This is a genomic window from Kitasatospora sp. NPDC053308, from assembly GCF_055585785.1.
Genome location: NZ_JBVJJY010000016.1, coordinates 65,119 through 85,775 on the forward strand (window position 1 = coordinate 65,119; position 20,657 = coordinate 85,775).

The following is a 20,657-nucleotide window of genomic DNA, read 5'->3' on the forward strand; positions in this document are numbered from 1 at the left end:
GCTCTCATAATGCCTGCTGACACGCGTGACGGACGGTCCGGAGAACCCCTGGGGGAGTGGGTCCCACGAGGGACCTCGCGCGTGGGAATCCGCATTCTTTTCCTGGGGGGAGTCCCTTGCCCGAGTCCGAGAACGAGAGCGCCGCCGCCGAACCTCCGGCACCGGCCCAGCCGGCCACCGCGCCCGAGCCGGCCACCGCCGCGCCTGAGGCTGCCAACGCGCCTGAGCCCACCGTCGCGCCCGAGCCGGCCGCCGCCGAGCCGAAGCCGTCCGCGCGCCGGCTGCCGCGCGCCGTCGGCGTCGCGCTGGCCACCGCCGGCCTGCTCGCCGTCACCGCGGCCAGCGCCGCCGTGACCGTCGCCGTCGGCAAGCCCGACGCCCACGCCCACCCGGCCGCCGCCCCCGCCGTCACCGCGTCCCCGACGGCGAGCGCGAGCGCCGCCGCGAGCGCCCCGCCCGCGCCGCAGCCCGTCCCGGTGCCGACCGCCGTCCCGAGCGAGCCCGCCCCGGCCAGCACCGTCAAGGGCACGGTCAGCGGCGGCAAGCACGACGGCGACCTGCGCTACTTCCTGCTCCCGATCCCGGCCGGCGGCGAGTCCTACGGATCCGCCGACGGGATGAAGATGACCGACGACGACGTCGCCGACCTGTTCGGCAAGCAGGACGGCATCAAGGACATCCTCGCCTCCTACGGCTACAAGGAGGGCGCGACCCGGATGTACCGGACGGCCGACGGCAAAGCCGAAGTGACCGTCACCCTGCTGCACTTCGGCTCCGCCTCGATGGCGACCGAATTCGTCAAGGGCTACAAGATCAAGTCGCTGGACCCGGTCGACCTCGACGGCCTCCCGGACGCCCGCGGCTACCTGAAGAAGCCCAAGCAGCAGGCGTACACCGGCTCGATGACCGGCATCGCCAGCCAGGGCGACGTCCAGTACACCATCGACGTCGACGTGAAGGGCACGCCGGACAAGGCGCTGCTGAGCGAGCTGATGAAGCGCCAGCGCGACTGGCTCGCCTCGGGCGGCTGAGCCCCGCGCCGCCGCGCGCCGCCGCCCGCCCACCGACGCCACCCCTTCCTTCCTCCTCTGGAGCCACTCCCGTGACCACCGAACCCGCGGAGCCGGTACCCGCGCCCGCCGCGCCGCCGGCCGCGCCCGCCGTCCCGCCGCCGCCCGCAGCCGGACCGCACACGAACAACCCGTACGCCGCAGGCACTTACACGAGCGGCCCGTACGCCGCCGACCCGTACGCCGCAGGCCCGCACCCCGCCGCCGCGCACTCCGCCGCGCCCGGGGACCTGCTGGAGGGCGGCCCCCAGAGCGCGCCCCGCGCCCCGCGCCGCCCCCGCCCGGTGCTGCTGGCCGCCTGCGGCCTGGTGCTGGGCACCCTGGTCGGCGGCGGCGTCGGCTACGGCGTGCAGGCCCAGCGCCCGGCCACCCCGCTGCCGCCGCTGCAGGTCGCCCGCCCGTCCTACCCGGCCGGCACCGTCGACCCGGCCGCCCTCGCCGCCGAGCAGCCCGCGCCGCCGGCCATCGACGGCGACCTGACCAAGCTGCTGCTCACCGCCCCCGAGGGCAGCACCCCCTGGGGCGACAACCCGGACAAGCCCGGCTGGGCCACCATCGGCGAGATCGCCGAACACAGCGGCGACGCGGCCTTCGCCTTCCGCGACCTCGCCTCGCGCGGCTTCCGGCGCGCGGCCGAGGTCGACTGGAAGAAGGACGACACCCGCTACCGCATCATGCTCACCCAGTTCACGGCCGAGCACGCCGACGAGGCGAAGTCCTCCACCTGGCTGCCGTTCGCCGACGGCGCCAACGGCGGCTACAAGGTCGAGACCGTCGCCCGCCACTGGGCCGAGAGCACCGACCAGTACTACTACGGCGAGGCCGTGGCCAAGCGCGGCTCCTTGCAGATGACGATCGAGGTCTTCGGCACCCAGATGGTGAGCGCCGACGTCCTCAAGGACCTCGCCAAGCGGCAGTGGGAGCGCCTCGTATGAACGACGACACCGTGACCGGGCACCAGGTCGCCCCCGAGCGGCCGCCCGCCGCCGAGCCGGTTGCCGCGGCCGACCCCGCCGCCGCACCGGCCGACCAGGCCGCTGCCGCGACCGACCCCGCCGCCGCACCCGCCGCGACCGACCCCGCCGCCGCACCGACACCGATCACCCCCGCCCCCGGCTCCCGCCGGCTGCTGCGCGCCGGCGCCGCGACGGCCGCCGCCGCGCTGGTCGGGGTGGTCATCGGCATCGGCATCATCAAGACCCAGTACGACGACCCGGCCCCGGCCACCGCCGCCGCCCCGTCCGCCGCTCCCACCCCGACCGCGACCGCCACCCCGTACGGCGCCAAGTCCAACGGCAGCCACTTCGGCGCGCTGCGCGACCTGCTGCTGCCCGTCCCGGCCGGCTACGAACTCGGCCCGGACGACGGCGTCTACGGCAACGACACCGAGCTCAACGGCCAGCAGCTGTCCGCCGAACTGGACGCCGAACTGCAGCAGGTCCCCAAGGAGAAGCGCGACAAGCTGCGCTCCTACTGGGAGGGCCTGCACGTCAAGGCCACCGGCGTGCGCACCTACCTCGCCGGCGGCGACGACCTGGTGATCGGCCTGAAGCTGCGCCAGTTCAACCAGCAGGAAGTGCAGCGGATCAACGAGTACACCGCGGTCTTCACCGGCGACACCGGCCTGTTCCGGATCGGCCCGAGCATCCCGGGCCACCCCGAGGCGCACTGCTACCTGATGCCGGCGCCGCCGTCCGCGCCGATCGACTACCTGGAGTGCTCGGCCGCCGAGGGCGACCTCCTGGTCGTCATGAACGCCGAGGGCGTGGCACCGCTGCCCAAGGACAAGATCGTCGCCCTCTTCACCCTGCAGCTCGACCGCCTCGCCCGCCCGGGAGCGTCCGCATGACCGACCACGACACCCCGCCGCAGCCCGCCTCGGACCCGCTCCCGCCGACCCCCGCCGCCTCGCCCGCCCCGCCCGTACCCCCGACGGCCCCGCCGCTGCCCGGCGCTCCCGCCGAAACCGCCATCGGGGCCCTGGAGTTCACCGCGCCGCCGCCGACCCCCGAGGAACTCGCCGAGCAGCAGGCCCACCGGGCCCGCCGCCGCAAGGCCGCCGTGCGCTGGAGCTGCGCCGCCCTGGTCTTCGCCCTCGCCGGCACCGGCACGGCCCTGGCCGTCACCGCCCCCGAGCGCACCGACATCCCCGGCCTGGCCACCCCGGGCGACGGCCGCTACACCTTCCCGCCGCTGACCCTGCCGCCGCTGCCCGCCGGCAAGGCCGCGCCGAACGGCACGGGCAAGTCCCTGCACTACGCCGACCTGCGGTACCTGCTGCTGCCCGCCCCCAAGGAAGCCGGCGGCTCCCTGGCCGCGCCCACCTTCCCCGCCCCCACGGCGCACCCCACCGCCTCCGGCACCCCGGAGCCGGCGCCGAGCGCGACCGCCTCCCCGACGGCGGCCCCCACCGCCACAGCCGCGGCCTCCGCCGACTGGGTGCCCTGCGACGCGCTCCTCGCCGAGCAGCAGGACCCGGCCAAGCTGCGCGCGAGCCTGCTGGAGAACGCCTGCCGCGCCGCCACCGTCCGGGAGTGGACCGCCACCGACGGCACCCGCACCCAGATCCGCCTGCTGCGCTTCGGCTCCAGCAAGGAGTCCTGGAGCACCTACACCTCGCTGCGCTCCAAGGGCGCCCCCAAGGCGGCCCCGGACACCGCGTCCACCGACCACGAGAAGTGGGACGAGGTCGACGGCGTCGAGCTGACGGCCGTCGAGTCCACCGCGCACGGCCCCAAGGGCAGCCCCACGGCCCGGGTCGCCTACGTCTCGGCCGCCGACGTCCTGGCCGTCATCACCATGACCAACCCGGCCGGCGTGCCCGTCGCGCCGTTCCGCCAGGTCGTCACCCTGCAGTCCGACCTGCTGGCCTGACCCCGGGTACGGCACGGCGCGCGCGGGAAGTCGGCCGAGCCGACTCCCCGCGCGCGGGGCGCCCCACCGGTCAGCCCTCACCCGGCCTGCGCGGCCACGGCCAGGGCGGGCCGCGGTCGATCCTCCGTCAGGCGCTGCGCGCGGGCGGCCTCCAGCAGCTCGTCCAGACGACGGTGGACACCGGCGACGTACGCCCCCGCGTCCTCCTCCCCCCTATGACACACCCGTGCGTGCCGCAAACTCCCGCACGCCGGGCACCGTCGCCGGCGCGTAGAGCAGGTCCGCTGTGAGGGCTCGCAGCGCCGGCCGACGCACCTCCTCCGGCGCCACCTGCTCCGTGAAGCGCAGCGAGGCGAACGTGCGACGGCGGTCGCCCAGGTGGTGCCACATGCGTGCACAGTCCGTGCCGTACCGGGCTCGTCGCTCGGCGGTCGGCAGTCGCCCCGGTGAGATCCGCGCCGCATACGGTACGCCCTCGTCCGGGGTGCCCAGAGCCGTGTGCACGCCGACCCAGTACAGGTCCGCCTGCGTGCTGGTGGCGTCGACCGTGAACAGCGGGGTCCGTGGCCTGGCGTCGGCAGTGGCCAGACGGCCGACCACCTCCTCCACGCCCGCCATGAGGTTCAGGGCGTCGCCTCGCCGCTGCCCGCACGCGGCCGTGTAGGCGGCTGTCATCAGCAAGGTCGCCGCGACCGCCTGAGGCACGTCCGCCTGGTCCTGGCGGAGCGAGTCGGCGGTGCCACGCAGAAGGTCGACCGCCGCAGCCGGGCGGCCCGCGCGTCGCATCGTGATCGCCAGAACCCGGGCCGCCTCGCCCTGGACCACCGGGTCGCCGCTGGCCTGTGCTGCGGCAAGCGCCCTCTCGGCGGCCGGCCAGGCGACGTCGGAGTGGGACTTCAGCGCGAGCTCCGTCGCCAGCACCCAAGCCCGGGCCACGCACGCGTGGGCGGCCTCCCGAGTCCGCCCGGACGTGGCCTCCCGGGTGGCCTGCGCCGTACCCAGCAGGCCGGGCAGAGCCTCGCCCAGGTCCTGGTAGCGGGCAGCGGTGAACTGTGCGCGCGCCGAGGCCAGCATCCGGCCGAGGCGCTGCAGGGACGTGGGCTCCGACGCCGTCGGCTGGTACAGGGCTCCGACGATCCGGGACGACGCATCGGGAGGTGAGGCGGCCGTCGCCGACGACGGGAGCATCGAGGTCCCGGCCGCCGCCATGCCGGCGACGAGCAACTGCCTGCGGAGCATGGCGTCCTCCTGACCCGGGGTCACATTCCGCGTCAGCGTAGCCGGTCGTCCCAGGCCAAGGGCGTCAAGCGGCAGGTCCAGCGCCTGGGCGATCAGGAGCAGCGCCCGCTCGGTCGGCCGCAGCAGGCCCGCCTCCACCCGGCTGACAGCCGACGCCGAGTAGCCGCACACCCGGCCCAGCTGGGCCTGAGTCATCCGCTGCGCGCACCGGGTGGCCCTGATGACCGTCCCGATCTGACGTTGACGTGACACGGCGTCACCCTCCAAGTGCACGGGGTGGCCACCGTACAGACGGGGCGACACCCGTAGTCAGGGCGTGCACGGCGCATGCGGGGCACGCATACGGCGTGCGGGAGCACCCTCCGCATCTCTCCCACGGGGTCGCCGCGGCGGTTGTCTGGGAGCACCCCGGCCGGGCGTATCCCCATCCAGTCCTCACCCGGAGGAGACCGTGACATGAGTGCGTCCCTGTTGCTCGACCACCCCGCCGCCCGGACAACCCCGCGCGCCGTCCCGGTGCCCGGTAGCCTGCCGGAGGACGGCCAGGACACGTCGATGACGGCGTGCCCGGTCTGCGGGTCGGGATCCACCTACCAGACCATGGGCGGCCGTTGGGGCTGCACCGTGTGCGGTTCCACCTGGAGCTGAACAGCGAGGAGGTAACCGGCATGTCGATCTGCGCGCAGTGCCGCGCCGCATCAGCGGTGATCGAGGACCTCGACGTGCAACCGCCGCAACCGTGGTGCCTCGGTTGCGCGACCGCCCTCGTGCGGGCCGGCGACCCGGTGGTCAACTACCGTCCGCTCGACGGCACGGACGGGTACGGCCGCGTCCTCGCCGGCGGCAGCACCCAGGTGCTGCCGTTCCGCTGACGGGCACGGCGAAGCGCCCCCGCACACTCCCGGAGGGCGCCGTTTGGCGGACTCCGGGAGTGTGCGGGGAAATCGCTTCGCATACACGCGGCCGCAGGTCCGGGGCGTGCTCGTGAGCAAAGCCCGAACTCCCGTGGGGTGGGCCGTCAGGCGTCTCGGGGCGGGAGGAGGCCGCGTTCGGTGAAGACCTTCTTGGCGACGAAGGTGGCGTTCAGGGCCTTGGGGAAGCCGCAGTAGCCGGCGGAGTGCAGCAGGGCCTCGACGATCTCCTCGGGGGTGAGGCCGACGTTCAGCGAGGCGTTGATGTGGACCTCCAGCTGGGGCTCGCAGCCGCCGAGCGCGGTGAGCATCCCCAGGGTGACCAACTGGCGGTCGCGCGGGGCGAGTTGGGGGCGGCTGTAGATCTCGCCGAATCCCCAGGCGACGATCTGGTGGCCGAGCTCGGGGCTGATGTCCTCCAGCGACTCCACCACCCGGCGCCCGATGTCGCCGTCGATCCGCTCCAGCACCTCCATCCCGTGCTCGAAGCGCTCCCGGCGGACCTGCGCGTCGTTCGTTCCCATGTGCCGCACTCCTCTCTGCGGGCCGCCCGTGCCGGCGGCCGCGTCGCGTTGTCGACCTGGGCAGAACCGTAGGGCGTGGAGTGCGCTCCGACTCAAGCCCGACACTCCCGTGCCCACCGCCGGCGCCGACGGTGGGCACGGGAGTGTCGGGGCGTCAGGCCCGGTGGTAGGGCAGCGGGGTGGGGACCTCGCCGCCGAGTTCGGCGGCGGCGTGGCGGGCCCAGTACGGGTTGCGCAGCAGCTCGCGGCCGAGCAGGACGGCGTCGGCGCGGCCCTCGGCGATCAGGGCCTGGGCCTGGGCGGGGTCGGTGATCAGGCCGACGGCGGCCACGGGCAGCCCGGCCTCGTTCCGCACGGCCTCGGCGAAGGGCACCTGGAAGCCGGGCGCGGCCTCGATCCGGGCGTCGGGGACGAGGCCGCCGGTGGAGACGTCCAGCAGGTCGACGCCGTGCGCCTGCAGTTCCTTGGCGAGGCGGACGGTGTCCTGGGAGGTCCAGCCCTCGCGGCCGTCCTCGGGGTTCTCGGTGAGCCAGTCGGTGGCGGAGACGCGGAAGAAGACGGGCAGCTCCTCGGGCCACACCGCGCGCACCGCGTCGACGACCTCCAGCGCGAAGCGGATCCGGCCCTCGAAGGAGCCGCCGTAGCCGTCGGTGCGGCGGTTGGTGTGCGGGGAGAGGAACTGGTGGATCAGGTAGCCGTGGGCGCCGTGGACCTCGGCGACCTGGAAGCCGGCGTCCAGTGCGCGCCGGGCGGCGTCGGCGAACTGCCGCACGATCGCGCCGATCTGATTCTCGGTCAGCTCGTGCGGCGCGCTGTGGGCGGGGGAGAAGGGCTCGGTGCCGGGGCCGACCGGCGTCCAGCCGTACTCCTCGTCCGCGGCCAGCGGGCGCCCGCGCTCGACCCAGGTCCGCTCGGTGGAGGCCTTGCGCCCGGCGTGGGCGAGCTGGATCGCGGGGACGGTGCCCTGGGACGTGAGGAAGGCGGTGATCCGGCGGAAGGCCGCGGCCTGCTCGTCGTTCCAGATCCCGAGGTCGTACGGGCTGATGCGGCCCTCGGGGCTGACGGCGGTGGCCTCGGTGATGATCAGCCCGGTGCCGCCGGCGGCGCGCGCCGCGAGGTGGGCGAAGTGCCAGTCCGTCGCCACCCCGGCCGCCGCCCCGTCCGGCAGGGCGCTGTACTGGCACATCGCCGGCATCCAGATCCGGTTGGGGACGGTCAGCGAGCGCAGGGTGTACGGGGTGAAGAGGGTGGTGCTCATATCGGACTCCCATGGGGGTCGGCGGCGCCGGAGCGGACGGGACGGCGGCCACAACTGCTTGCAGCTGCAACTTATGTCTATCAAGATAGTTGCACACGCCGGGCATTTGCAAGGGGTGCCCCCGCCCCCTGGAAACCGCCGAGACGGGCCGGGGGCACCGCGGCGCTCAGCGCCCGCCGCCCGGCCGCAGCAGGTCGCGGGCCCGGGCGGCCAGGCCGTCGGCCCCGCACCGGCCGGCCAGCTCCAGCCCGCGGGTCAGCGCCGCCCGGGCGCCCGCCGCGGTACCCAGCGCCTCCCCCAGGTCGACCAGCGCGAGCGCGTGCTCGTAGCGGGCCGGCGAGCGCTCCAGCACGCCGACCGCCTCCGCCAGCAGCTCGGCCGCGCGGGACCGCTCGTGCACCGCCGCGCACAGCCGCAACGCACTGCCCACGGCCGACTCCGTCCCCGACTCCCGGGCCCGGCGCACCGCCTCCGCGGCCAACTCCCGGGCCCGCTCCGGCTCCTCGGGCGCCACCGCCCGCGCCAGGTGGCCCAGCCACGGCGCCCACACCGTGTTGCGCCATCCGCGCGCGTCCAGGGCCGCCCCGGCGTCGGCCAGCGTCGCCGCCGCGCCCGTCGCGTCGCCGCGGGCCAGCAGCAGGCGCCCGTACAGCGTCGGGGCGTCCGGCAGCACCATCACCGTCGGGTACGGCGGAGCGAAGGCGTGGTCGTGGGCGAACTCCAGCGCCCCCTCCAGCCTGCCGCGGGCGGCCAGCGTCTCGGCCAGCGCCCCGACCGCGTCCCAGTGCAGGGGAACGTCCGGCCCGATCCGCTCGGCGATCCGCAGCGCCCGGCGCAGGTAGTCCTCCGCCGCGGCGAGCGCACCGCACCGGAAGCGCAGCATGCCGGTCAGCAGGTAGGCGAAGCCGAGGTGACCGCCGCTCCACCCGGCGACCTCGTACGCCCGGACCGCCTCCATGAACAGCTCCTCCGCCCGGTCGACCCGATCGGCGTACAGGTAGCTGATGCCCAGGATCCCGGGCAGCTCGAAGCCCCAGGTGGTGTTGGTCCAGCCCAGGCTGCGCGGCAGCCGCCCACCCGGCAGGGCGGACTCGGCCAGGGCGAGCGCCTGCGCGCGGTCGACACCGCGCAGCGTGAGGTCCCAGCACCGCAGCACGGCCACCGCGTGCGCCAGCCCGTCGCGTTCGAACATCGACCCGCCCGCCGCTTCCCCGTGCGCGCCGGTGCCGCCCGCGCCGGTGCCGCTCGCGTGGGTGTCGCCCGCGCCGGTGCCGCTCGCGTGGGTGTCGCCCGCGCCGGTGCCGCTCGCGTGGGTGTCGCCCGCGCCGGTGCCGCTCGCGCGGGTGTCGCCGAAGGCCAGGCCGACCGTCCCCAGCATCCGGTCGAACTCCTCCAGACGCCGCGAACGGCCCGGCCCGTCCGCATCCCGCGACTGGAACGCGGCGAACATGAAGTGCGCGACCTCCAGGCGCAGCCGCCCCGGCCCGGGCCCGCAGCGGGCCGCCTCCTCGGCGCACAGCGCGGCGGCCTCGCCGACCCGGTTGCTGTGCGCGAGGGCCTGGGCGAGCCGGAAGACCGCGTCCACCCGCAGCTCCGGACCCAGCCCGTACGGGTCGGCCAGCGCCAGGCGCAGCTGGTTGACGGTGGTCGCCGGATCGGTCAGCAGCGCCGAGCAGCCGAGCTCGTAGAGCACCGGAGCGCGGTCCTCGTCGGCGGGCGGCTCGCTGATGGCACGGCGCAGGCAGCGCTGCGCCGCTTCGGGCGCGCCGATCGCCAGGTGTTCGCGGGCCGCCCGGCGCAGCTTGTCGACGATCGCGCGGTCCCCCTCCGGCAGGATCTCCAGCAGGTGCCGGGAGGCCGCCAGCAGGCCGAGGCCGGCGTTCTCCACCTCGACGGCGGCGACCCCGTGCATCCCGGTGCGGGTGGACGGCGGCATCGACCGGTACACGGAGGTGGCGATCAGCGGGTGGACGAACTCCAGCCGGCCCGCCGGGGTGCCGGTCAGCACCCGGTGGCGCCGCAGCTCCCGCACCGACTGGGCGGCGGTCTCCGGGCCCTGGGCGCAGATCGCGGCGGCGAGGTCGGGGCGGATGTCGGTGTCCAGCACGGACGCCGCCCAGGCGAAGCGCAGCGTGGTCGGGCCGAGCCGCTCCAGCCAGTGCCGCAGCGTCATCCCCCGGGCGGTGGCGGCGAGTTCGCGCAGCTGCCCGGTGCTCTCCTCGACCGGGTCGAGCCGTTGGTCGGCCACCTCGCGCAGCAGGGCCGCGGTCTCGTACGGGTTCCCGCCGGTGACCGCCCAGACGTGACGGCAGAAGGCGTCCTCGGCCGCTGCGCCGAGGGCCTCGCGGACCAGGTGCGCGACCGAGGCGGGCTGCAGCGGGCGCAGTTCGTGCCGGCGGTCGGCCCGCTCGGCGAGGCCGCGCTGCAGCGCCAGGGCGTCATCGGGGAACTCGTCGCGGCTGGCCAGGACCAGCAGGGCCGGAAGCTCCCGGACGCGGACCGCGAACCCCGCCAGCCAGCCCAGGGACTCCGGGTCGGCCCAGTGCAGGTCGTCGACGATCACGGCCAGCGGGGAGCGCACCCGCACGAGGCGTGTGAGGACGAAGTCCAGGCCGTCACGCACCCCCTGCGGGTCGAGCTGCCCGGCCGGCGGCACCAGTCCGGTCGCCGGGCCGACGACGTCCTCCCACGGTCCGAAGACCTGGCCGCGCTCCTCGTCGGACAGGGCCGCGAGCACCGGGCGCACCAGCTGGCGCACCACGTGGAACGGCTCGTGGCACTGGCGCTGCCCGCCCCGGGCGAACAGCACCGTGCAGCCCGCGTGCCGCGCCGCCCGCCGCACCTCGGTCAGCACCGCGGTCTTGCCCAGGCCGGCCGCGCCCGTGTAGAGCAGCAGTTCCCCGACTTCGGTGCCGACGGGCCCGGTGAGCGCCTCGATCGCCCGGCTCGCCGACCGGATCTCGGTCTCGCGCTCGTGCAGTCGGCCGCCCTCCCCGCCGGACCCCGCGTCGCCCCCGGGCTTCACCTCGGTCACGTTGCCTCCAATTCGCCCTGTCGCGAAGGTCGTTGAGAGGCCGACGGTACTGCTGCGGAGGCGCCCGCGGTGGGGGCTTGACAAAGCTGCCCGGCGGCCGTGCCGAAAACCCGTTGGCCGGGGCCGGCGAGCCGACGACGGCGCCGCCCGGGAGCCCGGGGCGGCGCCGTCGACGGGTCAGGCGGCGTCCGCTCGGCGGCCGGGCCGCCGAGCGTGGCCGCCGTCGGCTCACCGGCCGTCGGCGCACCGGCCGTCACCACGTCGGCGCGCCGGCTGTCGGCGCGGCAGCCCGTCGGCCCGTCGGCCCGTCGGCGCGGCGGCCCGGACGCCGAGCGCACGGGTCAGCGCACCGGCTGGGGGGTGCGCTGGGCGGGGACGGCCGGCGTCGGGCGGCCGCCCGACGAGGCGGTGGCCGGGGCGGCGCCGAGGGCCGTGCCGCGGGTCTCCTCCGCCCACAGCACGCACACCAGCAGGCCCAGCGCCGTGGTGCCCGCCGCGATCAGCATGGTCGGCCCGGTGCCCAGCCCGGTCAGGGACAGCGGCAGCAGGTAGGTGCCGACCGCCGCGCCGATCCGGCTCACCGAGGTGGCCACACCCACCGCGGTGGCCCGGATCTCGGTCGGGAACAGCTCGTTGGGGTACGTCCAGTCGAGCACGTTCGGCCCGCCGCACAGGAAGGCGTACGCGCACAGCGCCAGCAGCGCGACCGCGGCCGGGGCGCTCGGCCACACGCCGAGCAGGGCCAGCGGCACGGTCATCAGGGCGAAGGACCAGATGATGACGGGCCGTCGGCCCCGGCTGTCGATCAGGCGCAGCGCCGGGTAGCAGCCCAGCAGGAACACCAGGCTGATCAGCCCGGTGCCGAGGGTCTCCATCACGGTGCCGCCCGGCATGCCGAAGGAGGAGAGGATCTGCGGGCCGAAGGTGAGCATCGCGAACAGCGGGCCGACCTGGCAGAGGAAGAACAGGCCGCAGAACAGGGTGCGGCGCCGGTAGGGCTGGGTCAGCAGCAGGCGCAGCCCGCCGGGGCCGCCGTGCCCGGCCGGGTCGGGCATCAGCTCGCGGCCGTCGACCCGCACTCCCAGGTGCTTCTCGACCACGCGCACCGCGTCACCGACCCGCCCGTTCGCCGCCAGCCAGCGCGGCGACTCCGGCGAACCGCGGCGGATCACCAGGAAGACCACGCACAGCACCGTCGAACTCGCCAGCATCCACCGCCAGCTGCCGGGCCCCGCCAGCTCCAGGAACAGGTAGCCCACCCCGTACGCGAGCACCGAGCCCGCGTACCAGGCCACGATCTGCTGACCGAGCAGCCGCCCGCGGTGCTTGGCGGGCAGCCACTCGGCGAGCAGCGAGGTCGCGATGGGGTAGTCGGCGGCCACGGCCATGCCGAGCACGAAGCGCAGCACGGTGATCGCCCACACCGCGTCGACCCAGAAGGAGGCCACCGAGCAGGCGACCATCACCAGCAGGTCGGCGGTGTACATCACCTCCCGGCCGATCCTGTCGGTCAGCACGCCGAACAGCGCGCCGCCGACGAACATGCCCACCAGGGCGGCGGCGCCGATCAGGCTGACCTCGGCGGTGGACAGCCCGAGGTCGGGACGCATCCCGATCAGGGCGACGCCGACGATGCTCAGGATGTAGCCGTCCAGCAGCGGCCCGCCCGAACAGGCCAGGGCCAGCCTGCGGTGGAAGGCGGTATACGGGGCGTTGTCGATGGTCTGGGACATGTGCTTGGGGTCCTCCGGAGCGTACGGCCGCGCTGTCCGCGGGCCGTGCGCCGGGTAGACGGCGGGGAACGACGCCGCCCACCTCGGGCGGCGCCACCGCCCGGTCACACCGGGCGACCGTCCAGGGTTGCCCCGGCCGGCGAGCGCCACCACGGGGTCCAAGGTCGAACGGATCGGTGACCTTGGTCCCGAAGCGGACAGGCCCTCCGCCCGTGCCGCACCGCCGTCCGCCCAGTCCTGCCGGGGCCGGGCGCCGTCGCGGGGCCCTCCCGCCGTCCGACCCCGTCCGCGCCGTGACGCTCGTCACGACGAGGGCCTCGACCGGCCCGCATCCGTGAGCCGTGTCACGCCCTCGGCGGTGTCGCGCCGTCGGCGGTGTCGCGCCCTCAGCGGTATCGAGCCCTCAGCAGTGGCACGCCGTCGGCTGTGTCGAGCCCTCGGCGGTGGCACGCCGTCGGTCGTGGCACGCCGTCAGCCGTTCGCGGCCGTACCTGGCCCGGCCGCGCGCAGCCGGGCCAGGCCCACGTCCAGGGCGGCCTCCAGGTGCGCGATCGACCCGGTGGCCATCAGGATCAGCACCCCGCCCTGGACGCCGGCCAGCAGCGCCGCGGCCTCCCGACCGGCGTCCAGCGCCGGGTCGACCTCGCCGGCGTCCTGCAGGTGACGCACGCCCGCGGCGAGCTGCGCCTGCCACCGGTCCAGCAGTTCGCCGGCCACCGCCCGGGCCGCGCCGGTGGCGGAGCCCAGTTCGGACAGGGCCACGTGCAGGGGGCAGTCCGAGCCCTGGGCGCGGTAGCGGGCGAGGACCTTGTCGCGCCACCGCTGCCAGGCCTCCCAGGAGGTGAGGGCGCCGAGTTCGGGCTGCTGGTCGTCGATCACCCGGCCCGCCTCGTGGCGGGCCACGGCCAGCAGCAGTTCGTCCTTGCCGCCGGGGAAGTAGTGGAAGAGCTGGCTCTTGCTGGTCGCGGTGCGGGCCATGACGTCCTCCAGGCGCAGCGCGAACACGCCCTCCTCGCGGATCTGCCCGGCGGCGCCCTCGACGATGCGCAGCCTGGTCGCGGCGCCCTTGCGGGTCAGCGGCACGTTCCCTCCCGGTGCTGGTGGCCTGCCTCCGATCCTCGCGCGTCCCGCTCGGCCCGTCACGGCAGGAGCAGCAGTTTGCCGGTGGTGCGGCGGGACTCCAGGTCGGCGTGTGCGCGGGCCGCCTCGGCGAGCGGGTAGCGGCCGGTGACGTGCGGGGTCAGCCGTCCGTCCAGGACCAGGTCGAAGACCTCGCCCGCCCGCCGCACCAGGGCCTCGCGGGTGGGGACGTGGTGGTGCACCACCGGGTAGGTCAGCAGGATGCTGTTGGGCAGGTCGGTGGGACGCAGCGTGGGCACGCCCATGAACGGCCCGTAGTAGGCGTGCACCCCGTGCGGGCGCAGGGCCAGTTGGGAGGAGGCGAAGGTCTCCGCGCCGCCGCCGTCGTAGACGACGTCGGCGCCGCGGCCGCCGGTCAGCTCCCGCACCGCCCCCTCGAAGCCGGCGCCGGAGTGGACCAGCACGTGGTCGGCGCCGGCCCGCCGGGCGACCTCGGCCTTGTCCTCGCGGGAGACCAGGCCGATCACGTTCCCGCCGCGGGCCTTGACCATCTGGGTGAGCAGCCGGCCCACCCCGCCGGCCGCCGCGTGCACCACGGCGGTGTCGCCCGGGCCCACCGGGTAGGTCTCGGTGCTCAGGTGACTGGCCGTCAGGCCCTGCATCAGCAGGCCGCCCGCGACCTCGTCCGGCACCCCGTCGGGCACCGCGACCAGCGAGGCGGCCGGGACGGCGAGCACCTGCGCGTAGCTGCCCGGGTGGTAGAACCAGGCGACCCGGTCGCCGACCGCCAGGTCCCGCACCTGCGGCCCGAGCCCGGCGACGTACCCCATGCCCTCGGCGCCGAGGACGGCGGGCGCCGCCCAGCCGCCGGTGCCCTGCGCCCGGGCGCCGACGTCCATGTAGTTGACGCCCGCCGCGCCCAGGCGCACCAGCACCTCGCCGGGGCCGGGCACCGGGTCCGGCAGTTCGGTCCATCGCATCACCTCGGGGCCGCCGTGCTCCTCGATCCGGATCGCGTGCATGGGGGTGACCGCCTTCCTGTGCGGGCTCGTTCGAGAGGGAACGAACTGCACGGTAGGCAGCCGGAATTGGACCCACAAGTCCAGAATCCCTGCGGCGACGGCCCGTTGGGCGCTGCCCGCTGCCCGCTGCCCGCTGCCCGCTGCCCGCTGCCCGCGACCGGGAGCCGCCGCCGGGAGCCGCCGCCCGGAGCCGCGCGGGGTAGCCTGGCCGCCGACACGGGAACGAGGGGGAACCGGGGCCGATGACGTACGCGACGACACCGGACGGCGTCCGCATCGCCTACCAGCTCCAGGGCGGTCACGGCCAGGGCGGCCACCCGGCCCCGCCGCTGGTCCTGCTGGCGGGCCAGGCCAACAACCACCACTGGTGGGACGCGGTCCGCGCCGACTTCCACCCCGCCCGCAGCACCCTCACCCTCGACTACCGGGGCACCGGCGACAGCGACAAGCCCGACACCCCGTACAGCACCGAACTGTTCGCCCGGGACGTCGTCGCCGTCCTCGACGAACTCGGCATCGACCGGGCCGACGTCTACGGCACGTCCATGGGCGGACGGGTCGCCCAGCAGCTCGCGGCCCGCCACCCGCACCGGGTCGGCGCCCTGGTCCTCGGCTGCACCTCGCCCGGCGGCCCGCACGGCGTCGAACGCGGCGACGACGTCCGCCGGGCCCTGGCGCAGACCCGCCCCGGCGCCGCCCGGCAGGCCCTGCTGGAGCTGATGTACACCCCCCGGTGGCTCGACTCGCACCCCGGTCCGCACCACACCCTCGGCGACCCCGACATGCCCGCCCACGCCCGCCGCCACCACCTCGTCGCCAGCAACCGGCACGACGCCTGGGACCTCCTGCCGGCGATCGCCGCACCCGCCCTGGTCGTCCACGGCAGCGACGACCTGCTCAACCCCGCCGCCAACGCCCCCCTGCTCGCCGAGCGCATCCCCGGCGCCCGGCTGCACATGATCCCCGGCGCCCGGCACGCCTACTTCGAGGAGTTCCGCGCCCAGGCCGGGCCCCTCGTCCTGGACTTCCTCACCACCGTCGCGCGCGGTCCGGCGCACCGGGTGTGATCCCCGGCCGACCGCCGGCCGCCGACTTCCAACCTCCCGGCCCCGCGCGCTCCTTCCGCAACGCGCGGGGCCGCGGCGCGCCCGCCGGCCGCGGTGCCCGCCCTCACGTCCGAGCGGCGGGTCGTCCTCGCCCGCCGGTACCGGCCGGTACCGGGCCGGGTGCCGGACGAACTGCCGGCGGCTTCCTCGAACCCGGCGAGCAGGCGGCGGGCGCCGGCGCCCGGGAGCCGCTGGAGGAGACCGGGTACCGGGGCCGGATCCGCCCCGCCGGGCCGTCCTGGCACGACGCCTGCTCCGGCGCCCGGCGCTACGCGTTCTTCGCCACCGACGGCGTCGAGGCCGCCGAACCGCGGCCCGAGCGCACCGAGTCCATCGACGTCGTTCCCCTCGCCCTGGAGGAGTTCCGCACCCGCGTCCTGCGCCGGGGCGAGCCGGCCGACAGCGCCGCGGCCTGCCGCGCGCCGGGCGTGCTCGGCCTGCTGGGCGGGGCGGGGGCGGGTTCCGGAGAGCGGGACCGAACCGCTTGACCTCAAGTCGACTTGAACTACCAGACTGGCCGGCATGCCGAACGACACCGCAACCAGCAGCCGTCAGCCCGTCCTCCCGCTGACCGACACCGCACTCGACGAGATCGCCGCCCGACTGGCCGCCGGGGCCGCGGTGATCGGCGTGGGGGAGTCCACGCGCTTCTCCCGGGAGACCTCCGGCATACGGGACCAGCTGTTCCGCCGGCTGGTCCGCGACCACGGCTTCCGCGCGCTGGCCGTCCAGGACGGCGCCGGTGCCGCCGCGGCCCTCGACGCGTACGTGGCCGGCGGCGAGGGCACGGCCGCCGAGGCGCTGGCCGGCGCCTGGCGGCCGTGGCGCACCGAGGAGACGGCCGGCGCCCTGGAGTGGATCCGGGCGTTCAACCGCGACCACGCGGACGACCCGGTCCGGATCATCGGCGTGAAGCCGCTCCAGGCGGCGCCCGCCGACTACGACGCCGTCCTGGAGCAGGTGCGCGCGGTGGCGCCGGAGCGGCTCGCGCAGCTGACGGCCCACCTGGACCCCATCCGCACCGCCCACACCGTCGACGAGCACGTCCAGCGGGCGCGGGGAGTCCACCCGGGACGGCCGTTCGCCGAACACGCCCGCGACGCCCTCGCGTTGGTCGAATCCCTCCCGGCGGTGGGCGGGGACGCGCTCGCGCGGATGCGCCTGATCGTGGAGTTCCACGACCGCAGTGTCGCGGGGCGCAACAACTACGCGGGCGAGGCGGAGGTCGGGGCCGACCTCATCGCCGACTTCCAGCACCGGACCGGCCTGCGCACCGTCTACTGGGACGGCATCGCGCACACCTCGGCGGGCGAGACGGTGCTGGGCCTGGCCCCGGATCGCGGCCCGCAGGCCACCCTCGGCAGCCTGCTGCGCAAGCGCTACGGCGCGCAGTACGTCTCCGCGGCGATCGGCTTCCACCACGGCGACCTCGGCGTGGCCATCGTCCCCGCCCCGGGCGCGGACCTGGTCGACGCGGAACTCGGCGCGACGGACCTGCCCGCCCACTGGCTGGACCTGCGCCAGGACGACGTGCGCGGCCGCTGGGACAGGCCGGTGAAGGCCCGGGTGATCAGCGGCGTCTACACCCCGGAGCGGGACGCCGTGGAGCACCTGGCCGTCGACTCCCTGACCGAGGCCTTCGACCTCCTCGTCCACATCCGCGAGGTCTCCCCGGTGCACTGGCTGCCCTGAGCGCGGGCGCGCCGGTGGCTCGCCTCCCGAGGAGCACGGCCCCGGCCTGCTGTGGCCCGTGCTCCGAGCGGGGTGCGCCGAGCCGGGTGCGCCGGGCCCGGTGCGCCGGCCGCGGACGGCGGTCCCGGTGGTCTCGTTGGGGTGGTCTCGCTGCGGGGCAAGCGGCCCCGGTGCGGTGCCCGCTTCGGTGCCCGGCGTGGTGCCCCGCTTCGGTCCCGGCGTGGGGCCCCGCTTCGGTGCCCGCTGCGGTGCCCCGGAGCGGGCCGGGGGATCCCGTCGGCGGGCACCGGCCCCGAGGCGGTGTCAGGGCCGGTCGCCCGCGCGCAGTTCGGTGGCGATCTGCCGCCGGCCGGCGATCAGCGTCTGCAGCACCACGCAGAGCCCGGCCAGCAGCGCCAGGCCCGCGGTGGGCAGCAGCACCGGCACCAGCGCCGGGGTCAGGGCGTCGCCGACCGTGGCGCCGACCAGGGTGGAGAGGTCGAACGCGCCGCCCAGCAGCGCGGCCGCCGTGAGGGCGACCAGCCCGCCGCCGACGATCGCCGCCAGGGCGTGCGGCAGCGCCTCGGCGATGATCAGGGCCAGGCCCTGGCGGGGTCGCAGGCCCATGGTCCGCAGCCGGGCGAGGACGGCGGTGCGCTCGGGCGCGGCCCGCAGCAGTGTCAGCAGGACGGCCAGCAGGGCGAATCCGGCTCCCGCGGCGGCCGCGTACCGGAACAGCCGTCCGGCGGCGTGCTGTAGCGGGTCGTCGGCGAGGGCGGCGGCCGTCTCCCGGCTGCTGTGCACGGTGTACCCGGCGGGCAGGCCGTCGGTGTCCTTGCCGACGGCCGTGGCGTCGTCCGCGATCAGCTTGGCCAGACCGACCGGCCGGGCCCCGGTGTCGGCCCGCAGGGCCGTCCGGACTGCTTCGGGGTCGACGTCACCGACGGCGAACCACTCGTTCAGCCGCCTGGCGTCCGGCAGGCGTTCCCAGGCGGGGCCGGCGGGGACGACGACGAACGGCTTGCCCGGGTCCGGCAGCGCGGGGGTGGCGGTGAGCGTCCCGGCGACGGTGAGGCGCAGGTCGTTGCCGTTGGGCGTGCGCACCTGGGAGGAGCCCGCGGCCAGTTGCCCGACCAGGTCGGGGCTGACCAGCGCGGGGACGGGGGTGTCCGGGCCGCCGGGGGCGGCGGCGAGCGCCGCCGGGTCGAACCCGCCGGCCCCGAGGCTCCGGGCGATCTGCGCGTAGGCCGCCGGATCGACGACCATCACCAGGGAGACCTCGGTGGACTTCTGGTCGGTGCCGATGACGCGGGTCTGCGGCTCGACCCAGACCGGGGTGGCGGCCCGGACGCCGGGCAGGGCACCGGCGGCCCGGGTGAACGACTCGGTCAAGGTGGCGTAGCCCGGGAGGGAGACGGCGACGTCGCCGCCGGTGGACAGGCGTGCGGCGCGCATCCGGGCGTGGTCGACGGTGTCGAGCACGGTGGCGCCGAAACCGGCCGTGGTGACGGCGATCAGCAGCGCCAGCAGCGGCAGCGCGGACGGCCGGCGCCGGCCCGTGGTGTCGCGGGCGGCCCGGGCCAGGCCGAGGAAGCCGATCAGTCCGCGGCCCCGGCCGGCCAGCGCGGCCAGCCAACCGACCACCACCGGCTCGATCCGGGCCAGCAGCAGTCCGCCGGTGACGGCCAGCAGCAGCGGCGCGGCCACCAGCAGCGGGTCCGCCCCGGTCGTCAGGACGTGGCCGACGCCGCGGCGGCGGACCTCCGCCACGGCCGCGACGGTGACGGCCAGGACGGCGAGTTCGCCGACCACCCGGCGCCAGCCGCCCGGCGATCGCCGGCGCGACCACAGCAGGGCGGCCCGGGCCGGGAAGGCCAGCAGGGCGAGCAGGGTGGCGGCCAGCGCCGCGAGGAGCGCGTAGCCCCACCGGGGGGTGGGCAGCAGGTCGAGGGCCAGGGCCGTGGCGAGCACGGCGGCGGGCACGACGGTCGCCGCGCCCTCGCCGAGCAGGCGCAGCAGCACCCCGGCGCGCGAACCGCCGCGGGCCCGGAGCAGACTGAGCTCGGCGGTGCGCCGGTCGACGGTCAGTGCGGCGGTCAGGCAGAGCACCACCACGGCCACGCCGGCCACCCCGGCGGGGCCGATCGCGCTCAGCGGCACAGCCGCCTGGTAGCGGGCGTTCGCGCGGGTGAGCAGGTCGGTCAGGTCGGCGGAGATGCGCAGGTCCGGGCGGCCGGTCGCCTTGACGAGCGCCGTGGCGCCGCTCCCGGTCTGGAAGGACGCGAGGGCGGAGCGGGTGCGGTCGAGCCGGTCGGCGCGCAGCCCGGCGGGGTCGACGGGCAGCCGCCAGAAGTTCTCGCCGCCCGATCCCCAGCGGGCCATCGCGGGCAGGCTGTCGCCGCCGACGAATCCGGTGGTGCCCCAGTGCTCGTGCAAGGGGGCGGTGTCGGTCCGCAGGCAGGCGCGGACCGGGCAGCCCAGGTCGTCCCAGAACGGGTCCCGCGGGTCGTTGACGCGGTAGAAGCCGACCACCACGGTGCTCCGTTCGGCACCCGGGCCCGCCTCGCCGTTGTCGATGACGTCACCGAGCCGGATGCGGATGGTCTCGGCGGCCTGCTCGCTGAGGACGATCGGCAGCGGGCCGTCCGGGCCGGCGGGGGTCGGCCAGGTGCCCTCGGTGAGGGTGACCCGGTCGGCCAGATCGTGCAGGTAGAGCAGGCCGAGGTCCGGGAGGCCGAACTCCGAGATCCGGGCGTACCCCGGATTGCCCATGGGCCGGGAGGCCAGGGCGCGGGCGCCGTGGGCCTGGCCCGACCGGGCCAGCGGCAGCTCCCGGCCGAACGCCTCGGCCAGTTCCTGCTGCACCCGGTCGAGGGTGGAGGCCTTGTCCTCGTCGAGGACCTTGGAGGTGGTCCGCAGGCTGTTCTGGTTGAGGCCCTTCTGGCTGACGAAGTCCCGCAGCGCCGTGTCCGCGCCGCGGTCCGCGAGGCGGGGGAAGGCCGCCGCGAGGAAGACCGTCACCAGGGTGAGAGCCGCCATCAGCAGGGCGGCCGCCGGGTCGGCGCGCAGCCTGATGCGGACCCAGTGCATCACATTCCTCCCCCGGACCACGTCCCCCGGCCCTCTGCCGGCCCC

At 76.0% G+C, this 20,657-nt stretch carries 17 protein-coding genes; 9 read left to right on the plus strand and 8 right to left on the minus strand.

Annotated features, from left to right (window positions below):
• Window positions 1-116: 116 nt before the first annotated feature.
• The 4 genes from ACZ6Y7_RS28835 (at window position 117) to ACZ6Y7_RS28850 (ending at window position 3,944) form a co-directional block, all read left to right on the plus strand.
• Entirely contained in the window at window positions 117-1,031 is a 915-nt protein-coding gene (locus ACZ6Y7_RS28835; RefSeq protein ID WP_465760869.1) for a hypothetical protein, read from the plus strand.
• A 71-nt stretch (window positions 1,032-1,102) separates the two neighbouring features.
• On the plus strand, window positions 1,103-2,005 hold the full coding sequence (locus tag ACZ6Y7_RS28840) for a hypothetical protein (protein ID WP_465760870.1): 903 nt from the start codon (window positions 1,103-1,105) through the stop codon (window positions 2,003-2,005).
• On the plus strand, window positions 2,002-2,919 hold the full coding sequence (locus ACZ6Y7_RS28845; RefSeq protein ID WP_465760871.1) for a hypothetical protein: 918 nt from the start codon (window positions 2,002-2,004) through the stop codon (window positions 2,917-2,919). The genes ACZ6Y7_RS28840 and ACZ6Y7_RS28845 overlap by 4 nt, the downstream gene beginning before the upstream one ends.
• A complete protein-coding gene (locus tag ACZ6Y7_RS28850) occupies window positions 2,916-3,944 on the plus strand; it encodes a hypothetical protein (RefSeq protein WP_465760872.1) in 1,029 nt (342 codons plus the stop codon). The genes ACZ6Y7_RS28845 and ACZ6Y7_RS28850 overlap by 4 nt, the downstream gene beginning before the upstream one ends.
• A gap of 213 nt (window positions 3,945-4,157) precedes the next feature.
• Here ACZ6Y7_RS28850 and ACZ6Y7_RS28855 read toward each other — a convergent pair whose 3' ends face one another.
• A complete protein-coding gene (locus ACZ6Y7_RS28855; protein ID WP_465760873.1) occupies window positions 4,158-5,486 on the minus strand; it encodes a helix-turn-helix domain-containing protein in 1,329 nt (442 codons plus the stop codon).
• Window positions 5,487-5,639: 153 nt separating this feature from the next.
• Between ACZ6Y7_RS28855 and ACZ6Y7_RS28860 the strand changes: the two genes are divergently transcribed.
• Window positions 5,640-5,831: a hypothetical protein gene (locus ACZ6Y7_RS28860; protein ID WP_465760874.1), complete on the plus strand. Its 192-nt coding sequence runs from the start codon at window positions 5,640-5,642 to the stop codon at window positions 5,829-5,831.
• 20 nt (window positions 5,832-5,851) lie between these two features.
• Window positions 5,852-6,055, plus strand: a complete 204-nt coding sequence (locus ACZ6Y7_RS28865) for a hypothetical protein (RefSeq protein ID WP_465760875.1) — start codon at window positions 5,852-5,854, stop codon at window positions 6,053-6,055.
• Between the two features lie 146 nt (window positions 6,056-6,201).
• Here the strand turns inward: ACZ6Y7_RS28865 and ACZ6Y7_RS28870 are convergent, their stop codons facing one another.
• The 6 genes from ACZ6Y7_RS28870 to ACZ6Y7_RS28895 all read right to left on the minus strand — a co-directional run bounded on the left by ACZ6Y7_RS28870 (window position 6,202) and on the right by ACZ6Y7_RS28895 (window position 14,745).
• Complete coding sequence (locus ACZ6Y7_RS28870) at window positions 6,202-6,618, minus strand: carboxymuconolactone decarboxylase family protein (protein ID WP_465760876.1); 417 nt, start codon at window positions 6,616-6,618, stop codon at window positions 6,202-6,204.
• Window positions 6,619-6,772: 154 nt separating this feature from the next.
• Complete coding sequence (locus ACZ6Y7_RS28875) at window positions 6,773-7,876, minus strand: NADH:flavin oxidoreductase/NADH oxidase (RefSeq protein ID WP_465760877.1); 1,104 nt, start codon at window positions 7,874-7,876, stop codon at window positions 6,773-6,775.
• Window positions 7,877-8,042: 166 nt separating this feature from the next.
• Entirely contained in the window at window positions 8,043-10,910 is a 2,868-nt protein-coding gene (locus ACZ6Y7_RS28880) for an ATP-binding protein (protein ID WP_465760878.1), read from the minus strand.
• Between the two features lie 341 nt (window positions 10,911-11,251).
• The gene (locus ACZ6Y7_RS28885; RefSeq protein ID WP_465760879.1) at window positions 11,252-12,643 is read right to left on the minus strand and encodes an MFS transporter; all 1,392 of its coding nucleotides are present in this window, start codon (window positions 12,641-12,643) and stop codon (window positions 11,252-11,254) included.
• A 471-nt stretch (window positions 12,644-13,114) separates the two neighbouring features.
• The gene (locus ACZ6Y7_RS28890) at window positions 13,115-13,726 is read right to left on the minus strand and encodes a TetR/AcrR family transcriptional regulator (protein WP_465760880.1); all 612 of its coding nucleotides are present in this window, start codon (window positions 13,724-13,726) and stop codon (window positions 13,115-13,117) included.
• Between the two features lie 56 nt (window positions 13,727-13,782).
• The gene (locus tag ACZ6Y7_RS28895; RefSeq protein ID WP_465760881.1) at window positions 13,783-14,745 is read right to left on the minus strand and encodes a quinone oxidoreductase family protein; all 963 of its coding nucleotides are present in this window, start codon (window positions 14,743-14,745) and stop codon (window positions 13,783-13,785) included.
• Window positions 14,746-14,987: 242 nt separating this feature from the next.
• On the opposite strand from ACZ6Y7_RS28895, the gene ACZ6Y7_RS28900 reads away from it, so the two are divergent.
• From ACZ6Y7_RS28900 to ACZ6Y7_RS28910, 3 genes are read left to right on the plus strand one after another with little or no spacing between them, the layout of a single operon-like run.
• Entirely contained in the window at window positions 14,988-15,812 is an 825-nt protein-coding gene (locus ACZ6Y7_RS28900; protein WP_465760882.1) for an alpha/beta fold hydrolase, read from the plus strand.
• A complete protein-coding gene (locus ACZ6Y7_RS28905; protein WP_465760883.1) occupies window positions 15,809-16,339 on the plus strand; it encodes an NUDIX hydrolase in 531 nt (176 codons plus the stop codon). The genes ACZ6Y7_RS28900 and ACZ6Y7_RS28905 overlap by 4 nt, the downstream gene beginning before the upstream one ends.
• A 34-nt stretch (window positions 16,340-16,373) precedes the next feature.
• Window positions 16,374-17,543, plus strand: a complete 1,170-nt coding sequence (locus tag ACZ6Y7_RS28910) for an erythromycin esterase family protein (protein WP_465760884.1) — start codon at window positions 16,374-16,376, stop codon at window positions 17,541-17,543.
• Between the two features lie 303 nt (window positions 17,544-17,846).
• Here ACZ6Y7_RS28910 and ACZ6Y7_RS28915 read toward each other — a convergent pair whose 3' ends face one another.
• Entirely contained in the window at window positions 17,847-20,612 is a 2,766-nt protein-coding gene (locus ACZ6Y7_RS28915) for a hypothetical protein (RefSeq protein ID WP_465760885.1), read from the minus strand.
• Window positions 20,613-20,657 lie beyond the last annotated feature (45 nt).